The following is an 8,738-nucleotide window of genomic DNA, read 5'->3' as shown; positions in this document are numbered from 1 at the left end:
GAAAATATTTATAATAAAATAAATTCGCTCCATTCGCCTAATTCGTAAAATTCGTATTCCCTTACCATTTCAGCAACTAAAATCAATTCAAAATAAATACGTCACTTTTTACAACTTTAGAAAGAATGAAAATATTTATAATAAAATAAATTCGCTCCATTCGCCTAATTCGTAAAATTCGTGTTCCCTTACCATTTCAGCAACTAAAATCAATTCAAAATAATTTCTAACCACAACAAAACAAAGTATGTTTGAAAATCAACCAAAAGGATTGTATGCGTTGGCTTTGGCCAACACAGGCGAGCGCTTCGGCTATTACACGATGCTTGCCATCTTCGCGCTTTTCATGCAGGCCAAGTTTGGATGGACAGAGTCAGAAGCAGGACAAGTCTACGCCATCTTCCTCGCTGTAGTGTATTTTGCTCCACTCCTCGGAGGTATGCTGGCCGACAAGATTGGTTACGGCAAGTGTGTCACCCTCGGTTTCGCCACTATGTTCCTTGGTTATCTCGGACTGGCTATCCCAACAGGCGCCGATGAAATGGGCAAAATTGCCATGTTTGCAGGTCTCGCTTGCGTATCGCTGGGTACGGGTCTTTTCAAAGGCAATCTGCAAGTACTGGTAGGTAATCTTTACGACAGCCCGCAGTACGCATCCAGCCGCGATTCAGCTTTTAGCCTCTTCTATATGGCTATCAATCTCGGCTCTATGTTTGCCCCCTCAATGGCCAAATGGATTACGAATCTCTATTTAGGTCAGTATGGCTTCGTTTATGATGCAGCGAACCAAGATCCGGCTTATCTCAAGGCTTTATATGGTGCCTACGGTCTTTGCTTCGGTGTGGCTTGTATTTCGCTGATTTTCTCCGCCGTTGTGTACTTTGCCTTCCGCGGCTGGTTCAAACATGCTGACATCACTGCTAAACAGGCTAAGGAATCTAAGCAGGAAATGGAAGAACTCACTCCGAAACAAACCAGAGATCGCATTGTTGCCCTCCTGCTCGTCTTCGGCGTGGTTATCTTCTTCTGGATGGCATTCCACCAGAACGGTTCTGCACTGACTTTCTTTGCTAAGAAATACACCAATCTCTCCGTATCTGGTTCGATGCGTATCTGGTTCAATATCTTCAGCTTGGCCTTGATTGCTCTTTCTGTGTACACAGGTATCGGCACTTTCCAAGCGAAGACGGGAAAGAATAAGGTGCTTTGCAGTGTTGTCACACTTCTGGCATGGGCTGGAGCTATCGCTCTCTTCATGAACATGGAAGATCCCACCATGTCGCAGCCGTCCGACTTCCAACAGTTCAACCCCTTCTTCGTCGTTGCACTGACACCGTTTAGCATGCTCTTCTTCGGCTACTTGGCAAAGAAGGGACATGAGGTGAGCGCTCCCGCACGTATTGCTTTGGGTATGTTCGTAGCAGCAGTGGGCTTTGCTGTCATCACATTGGCATCTACCAACTTGATTTCTCCGATGGACTTGGGCGACAAGACACAAAGCATCCTTTCACCAAGCTGGCTGATCTCCACCTATTTCACCCTCACGCTGGCTGAGTTGCTACTTTCGCCCATGGGTATCTCCTTTGTGAGCAAGGTGGCTCCTCCCAAATACAAGGGGTTGATGATGGGCGGCTGGTTTGTGGCAACAGCCATTGGTAACTACCTAAGCTCTATCCCCTCAATGCTTTGGAACCGCATCCCACTGATGTACAACTGGGGCATTCTGATTGCTCTCTGCCTTGTCAGTGCCCTCGTGATGTTCGCACTCTTGAAGAAACTCAACAAAATGACGGCTTAATGAATCTATTAGAGAATGCTGCCCACAAAGCAGCATCTCTTTCCGTCGTGCTTCTGTCGTGAATCGCACGGAAGCATAAACTTATCTGTCCGCAAAGTCTGAATATAGGCTTTGCGGACATTTTTTATAGAACACTTGACCAAATGGAGCTGTGGTGAAACATACGCTGGAGGGAAACAGAAAGAATACAGAAAGCGGTAAATACCCTTATTGCTTTTGAGAACACAATAAGGGCGTGAGCTGACATCCTTATTGTGTTTTCAAACGCAATAAGGAAAACAATAAGAAGATACGATCCTCACTAGTATTACTCATCCCACTTGATTGCTCGTTCAGGGAGCTACTATCATGCAAAAAGGAGGCGCATCAATGATGCGCCTCCTTTCTTAGAATGTATTTGTAAATACCATCTCTACAAGCTAATGCTGTAGAGGGAGATAGGTATTTTTAGTTTTCTTCTTCGTTCCAGTCTTCGCTGTTCCATGAACCATGCTGACGAGTGAGCTGGGGACCACCTACTTCATTATTCGCAGAGAGCATCAGACTTGTTTCTACGAAAATACTGTATTCAACAGATGCTGGTTTGATATATACCTTCATATTCTTTATAAGATTTAGCTATTTATACTTCTTACTTAACGAGAACCTTCTTACCATTGATGATATAGAGGCCCTTCTGTGCGCTCTGAACGCGGCGACCTTGGAGGTCGTAAACCTGAGAAGCAGCGTTGTTAGCTGTTGCGTTCTGGATGCCTGTAGTAGTATTTCCATTGAAGAGGAAAGCGCGCACACCACTTGCTGCGGGGAGGGCGAGATAAGCCTTATGAGCACCATTGGTGAAAGCAGCACCATCAGCAGCACCATAATAGAAACCTACAGAATTAGCGTCACCAGCCTTGTTCAGAGAGAGCTTATAGTAAACAGCACCACCAGTTGTCAGTGCAGCTTCGTCAGAACCCTTGAGAAGGTTGTCTGCATCTACATCGCCAGCGTTCTGAGAAGCGGCAAAAGTATATTCGCCAGGAGCAGCCTTGAGCACTACGCCTGTAGCAGCAGGAATTGTTTCACCAGCATTGTAAAGATAGCTTTCGTCCAACTTGCCGTTTGTAACTTTATAAGTGTATGCATATACATTTTCAGGAACAACGAGCGCACGATCGCTATAATAGAGAGTTGCATAACCTGTTGCACCGATGTTCACCTTAACATCATGACTCTCTGCTGAAGCAGCTGCATAGTAAACAATCTTTGAGATTTGAACATAGCCATTTTTCTTACTCTTCTTATTAGAAGGTTTCTTGCAATTAAAAACAAGTCGATAGTAAGCATTAGCTCGGGGCGCGGAAATAGCGAATACCAAATCTCCTGCCTTCAGATCTGAAATAGGAGCAGTAATGGTAGTTGGACTACTAAATGCGGTATCATTAGAAATCTGCAACTGAATATTTTTAACTAAATTCGTAGTGATCTTATCAATAGTTACAACAACTTTAGTTAATGCTTTTTCATAGGCAGTACCAGTAGTAATGGTTGCTGTACTTTCTTCCTTGTGTGAACCACATTTAACATATTTCCATACATTACTATAATTACTGAAAGCATTCATTACCCAAGTATCATCACTAAATGTAGCCGTCCACTTTTGATCGTACTGATCACAAGATTCCATTTCTGCCTGCGCAAAATCAAGCGTTTTGTACGCTACCTCCTGCGCATTAACACTCACTCCAACGAGGCTCAAAAGAGCTACGAGGAGCATCATCTTCAAGTTGTAAAACTTCTTCATAATTGGTTTTATTTATTAGGTTTGAATAGTTTCCTTTTATTCCAACTAAACGAGTTATCTGAAAAATATTATAGCATTATCTGAATGCAAAAGTAAGCAATTATTTCAGACAAGCACAACATTTTTTAAGAGTTTACAGTTTATGTCCTTACTTTCATAGCTTTAGGAGAACATTTTGATATTTTCCGCTCACTACACACGCCTTCTTTAGTACTAAAAGGAGGAATAAAAAAGTAGCCACAAACGCTACACTTTCTCAGGTGTAATGTGTTTGTGGCTACAAATAGCCTTAAGGAGTTATTGGGTCTTTACTTTACAAAGACTTTCTTACCGTTCACGATATACAAACCTTGCTGTACTTTCTCCACGCGGCGACCTTGGAGGTCGTAAACAACGGGAGCTTCAGTTTCAGCAGGAGTGATTTCCGGAGTATCAACGCTCGTGTAAGTCCAGTTATCGTTAGAACCCTTACGATTCAGATAGAAGCGATTCACGTTGAACATTGTGTAACCACTCGTGTTGCAGAGCAAACCGAGAGAAACTTCTGTTTCTTCTGGCAAACGGAAGTTGACTTCCATATTGTGCAAACCTGTAGAGGCGATAGCCTTCTGCAACTGCTTAGCATCGGGCAGACTTGCGCCCTTGTTAACAACGAGGTAAGAACCATTAACGCCAGTGAAGTCGTGAGGAATCATACCGAACGTGTAGTAGCCAGCCGGCAGCGTGATGGTTTGATAGAGTTTCAGATTCTTTGCTGAGTCGGCGAAAGCAAGTGCACCTGTCATGAGAGAGAGGAGATCATTCTGCTCACGGTCAACAAAGAAGCTCATCTTAACATCGCCCACAGTAGCAACATTTTCTTGTTGCCAGCCAGAACGCTGCGTACCAATTTCAAGACCTGCAAAGCGTGAGCCGTAAGCCTTATTGATTGTTTCGCTCGTATAGAAGAACGGACGCTTGTAGTTAGTGAGATACTTTTCAGTGATTTCTTGAACGCCGTTCTTAGAGAGGCAGAAAGCACCGATAGAATTGCTCCAAGCATCGCCATCAGGGCCGAAGCCTACGCGCTTACCTGTGTGAGCACCGCTAGCGGCATCTTCCACATCGCCACCACTCTGGTTGAACTGATAGTAGAGCACCAGGTTGTGGTCACGCTCTGCATCAGCCACCTTCTTAATACTCTGATTAGAGAGTGCGTGCAACTGTTCCTTCGTGAGAGCAGAGTTCCAAATACGGAATTCATCGAGAATACCCTTCATAGGAGCTTCTGCGCTACCAAGGCGGAACTTAGCGGGGAGGTTCTGACGGAGATTAACGTTGCCAATCTTGATCTGCTCGATGAGCTGACAGTCGCGATAGAGGTTGCAGTATTCTCCGCTGAAGACAAAGGCATAGTGGTGCCATTCGCCTACACGATAGAAGTTAGCGCAAGAGGTGTAGTGCTTGTCACCGATGGTGAGGAGCACACTACCATTATAGAGTGCGCGCGTGTAGAAATTCTGGTCGCCCACCTGGTTGTTGTAAGTTGAAACAGGTTGTGCGTTAAACCAGTAATCGATAGTGATATCGTTGTTGCCAGTCGTTGGTAACGGATTATCGAAGCTAACATATTCAGAAGCAACCCCCTTGAAGTTGAGACCCGTCTTAGGATCTTCGTTGCTCACTTCCACTGCATTGCGGAGTGTGTAAGTGCCCCAACCGCAATCGTTACCAGCGTCGAGACGGATGTCGTAGCGACCAGGTTCGGTGAAGCGATAGCCGCGGAGCGTTCCTTCATGAACGATCACAGTGTCGGCAGAAGAGATTTCCCAGTGCCATTGCGTTGGATCGTGCTGTGAACGGTCGGTCAGACGCACATAAGTGTTACGACGAACAGCACCCTTCTCTACTTCAAAGTTTACAATCGGATGGAGGTTCAGAACATTGATTCTATGAACACATTCCGTAGAACCTGCACCATTCGTAACGGTCAGTTTCACGTCATAAACGCCAGGAGTCTTATAAGTAGTGGAGAAGTGCTGAGAGGTTGACGCATTCTTGTCAGCTCCCTCTGTTGTCCACGCATACTTAACGCCTTCGAGAGGAGAAGACTGGTTGACAAAAGTCACAGGCGTATTGATGTAAACCTCCTCAGGACCGAAGAAGTTAGCTTTCGGAAGATTCTGAGAAACAACGGTTACATTCTTAGTGAGAGAGTCGGCTTTACCTGTAGCGTCCTCAACGCGGAGAGAAACCGTCTTCTCACCAGCAGTTTGGAAGATTACTGAAGGCTCGGGAGTATTGTAGTTAGTGGTCTTACTACCGTCTTTCACTGTCCAGTTGAATTTCACAGCGTTACCTGCTGATTCATTGACGAGCTGTACAGCAGCATTGCTATATACAGTGCCTTGAGGGAAGGAGAAATCGGCTTTGAGTGTACGCTTATCTTTGCAATTGGTATTGAGCAAACGTAATGGTGTCTTGCCAATCAGCTCAATCACGTGGTTGTTTGCCTTATCGGTGAGCGCTTGATCAGCTGGTTCGTCCATTGTTACTTCAGCCAAGAGTCCTGGTTCGGTTGCGGGGTTCGCTATCTGCGTGTACATATACTGCTGAATCTGTGTTTGTGAACGAGCGGTGCTCCAAACGCGAACTTCATTGAGCTCACCGCGGATACCTTCATTACCATCACGACCTACAACAAAGTCGCCGAATCCTCCAAGACCTTCTTTAGGTCCTGCCACCTCGCCTTGCTTAACGCCATTGATATAAGCTGTAGCCTTCTTGCCGTCGATAACAATGGCGATGTGCTTCCAACCATTGGGCAGAAGCGTGCTACGACGCGTTGTTGCCTTGTTGTTATTGTCCCAACCAAAGACTACTTGACCCTGAGCATTGCCACAGATGAGGAAGTCGCCCCATCCTGGACCCACTTGCTGACCATTTTCTACACAGTCGATAGGTCTGAGCCAGTATTCAATAGTTGCTTGTTTGTATGTCTTCTTGAAGAGATCTTTGATGCGGATGCCACCTCCGAAGAACTTACGCGTGAAGTCGGCAGTAGCCGTAGTGCCATGGAAGTCAGTAGGCGTAGCATCCACGCGAGCGGAAGCCATTGCCACACCTTCGTTGTCATAGATAGCTTCTACAGCATAGTTGCCACTTGCTGCTGCTGAAGCTGTGTGAACATCCTTGCCCACTGTTGACATCAGCACGCCATCTTTGTAAATCTTATAGCCTGTGAGCGCATAAGTACATGTTTCGGGGTCGTCCCAAGTGAGTTGGTTGTTAGCGTAAACCACATTGCGCGGTTTAGCTATAAACTCGCCAGGCACAGAGAAAGAGATGATAGTGCGTTCGCCCTGTGTTTTGATATCCACGCCGTTGCCGAGGGGGAATGGGATTTCGATACCGGGTTCGCCATGGGTATAATCCATCAGTGAAACGGCTTCTACTTTACCCACACCATTAGCCGTGCTCTTGGAATCGATAACAAAGAAGTATTTAGCGGGTTTAGAGGGGTCGAGCACACCGGAGAGGTCTGTTATGTCATAGCCAAACTCCATTGCTTCTTTGTGGACACCATCTGCCCAACGGCCCAACATCGGAGTTTCTGCATCTACTCCGTCGCCATCGCCATCACCAGCATAGTTGAAATGCTCCATCTGGATTTCCTGTTCAGGCACAGTGGCTGAGGTGTCGGCTGCGATACCGGCTTTCAAGCTCAACTCACTACGCTTGGAGTAAGCCATACGGATTTTGAGAGTCTTGAGCGGGCGATAGTTCTTACGAACGTAATAAATCTCGGGCTTATAGTAGCCTCCGCTTGTCCCAACAGGAACAGCGTGCTTATAAGGGCAGTAGATGAAACCGTTGTTAGCCCACCAAGGACTCCAACTGTTGACGATAATCCATGCGCCAACTTCGTCCTTGTCCTTTTCGCCCGCTATACCGTTGCCGTCGAGGTCGAACTCAATGCGGTCGTCGTAGCCCACAATGGTAAGAGCGTGGTCCACTTGCTTACCCCAACTCTTGACAAACTGCTTACCAGCAACACCGATACTTTTGTTTTTTTCTGTGTACGGAATAGGTTTCCAGTCGCCACCGCTGGCCACACCGATACCGCAGATACCACCACGTCCCTCAAAGTCGGGGTCGCCATTGTGGTTCCAGAGCCAGTTTTTCACAGCCTCACGACCTTCTTCTGTTTCAACAGAGAGAGGGAAATTGGCTGAGCGGCTAATGCGGTTGTGCATGGCTTCAAACCATTTGTCGTAGCCTTGCATCCAACCGAAATCATTGCTTTCGCAAACTTGATTACCAAAAAGGCGAGAATAGGTATTACCACCATAAGTCACAGAATTGGGGATACCATTGGCGCGTGCCATTCCTTCCTTACCGGAATTGGAATTGGTAAGCAGCCAAGTGAAGTGGGTGGGATACTGGTTCTCGGGCTTTTTGCCGTCTGCATTCCTATAAGCGTTGATCTCATAGGTGAACATGTAATAAATACGAGAGGCCGAACCACATGAACCGCCGTCCTGATTGACAACGGGAGGGAAACAACGAGATTCCCCGTTATTCACATGATCGGGTCGCTGAGTAGGTCCTCTACGCGCGCGCAAAGTAGGGTCAGCTTTCGTTACGGCAGTGTAGTCTGGATACTTCGTATAGTCCACATCTTGTGCAACTGCCGAAAGTGAAAGACTTGCTCCTGCCAGCACTAATAAGTGCTTGGAGATTTGTTTCATAGGTAATTATTTGTGTAGTATTGCTTTCTCGGGGTGCTAAAATACAGATTATAGGCAGAAAAAACAAGCAATAATAAGCTTTTTCGAATATATACAAAGAGTTAGCCCCTTAACTTCTAAAAAAAATAAAATGTTCATAAAAGCAGTGAGGGCTTCGCAACGGCTTCCAAGTGGCTGCAAGCCATAATTATAGTTATGTAGAAGCAAACTAAAAATACAATAAGGATATCAGCTGACAGCCTTATTCTGTCAGCCGACGCCCTTATTGTATTCTCAAACGCAATAAGGATATTTACGATGGTGCATATTGTAGTACTGCGCCTCTGTTAGATCTTTTTTTTCAGAAACTCCAAGGAAAGATTCTTTGTAAGGTTGTTCTTTGATTTTAACAGACGACTGTGCTCGAGCATTAACAAACGCTCGA

At 45.8% G+C, this 8,738-nt stretch carries 4 protein-coding genes; 1 reads left to right on the top strand and 3 read right to left on the bottom strand.

The window, feature by feature from the left end; all coding sequences use genetic code 11:
- Window positions 1–247 precede the first annotated feature (247 nt).
- Window positions 248–1,798, top strand: coding sequence for a peptide MFS transporter (locus tag ACO4R2_RS03105; RefSeq protein ID WP_484769122.1), 1,551 nt, complete (start codon window positions 248–250; stop codon window positions 1,796–1,798).
- A gap of 447 nt (window positions 1,799–2,245) precedes the next feature.
- On the opposite strand, the gene ACO4R2_RS03100 is transcribed toward ACO4R2_RS03105, so the two are convergent.
- The 3 genes from ACO4R2_RS03100 to ACO4R2_RS03090 form a co-directional block, all read right to left on the bottom strand.
- Window positions 2,246–2,398 carry a hypothetical protein gene (locus ACO4R2_RS03100; RefSeq protein WP_311490743.1) on the bottom strand — a complete coding sequence of 51 codons (153 nt, stop codon included), beginning with the start codon at window positions 2,396–2,398 and terminating at the stop codon, window positions 2,246–2,248.
- Window positions 2,399–2,429: 31 nt separating this feature from the next.
- Complete coding sequence (locus ACO4R2_RS03095) at window positions 2,430–3,584, bottom strand: hypothetical protein (RefSeq protein WP_484769121.1); 1,155 nt, start codon at window positions 3,582–3,584, stop codon at window positions 2,430–2,432.
- A gap of 308 nt (window positions 3,585–3,892) precedes the next feature.
- A complete protein-coding gene (locus ACO4R2_RS03090) occupies window positions 3,893–8,314 on the bottom strand; it encodes a LamG-like jellyroll fold domain-containing protein (protein WP_484769120.1) in 4,422 nt (1,473 codons plus the stop codon).
- Between the last annotated feature and the right edge of the window lie 424 nt (window positions 8,315–8,738).

The organism is Alloprevotella sp. (assembly GCF_057240785.1).
Note: the sequence above shows the minus strand (reverse complement) of the source record. Positions and strands in the feature narration are given on the sequence as shown.

Excerpts from the sequence above, each read along its gene's own strand:
- ACO4R2_RS03105 (WP_484769122.1), top strand. The coding sequence starts at position 248 with ATGTTTGAAAATCAACCAAAAGGATTGTATGCGTTGGCTTTGGCCAAC.
- ACO4R2_RS03090 (WP_484769120.1), bottom strand. The coding sequence starts at position 8,314 with ATGAAACAAATCTCCAAGCACTTATTAGTGCTGGCAGGAGCAAGTCTT.
- ACO4R2_RS03095 (WP_484769121.1), bottom strand. The coding sequence starts at position 3,584 with ATGAAGAAGTTTTACAACTTGAAGATGATGCTCCTCGTAGCTCTTTTG.
- ACO4R2_RS03100 (WP_311490743.1), bottom strand. The coding sequence starts at position 2,398 with ATGAAGGTATATATCAAACCAGCATCTGTTGAATACAGTATTTTCGTA.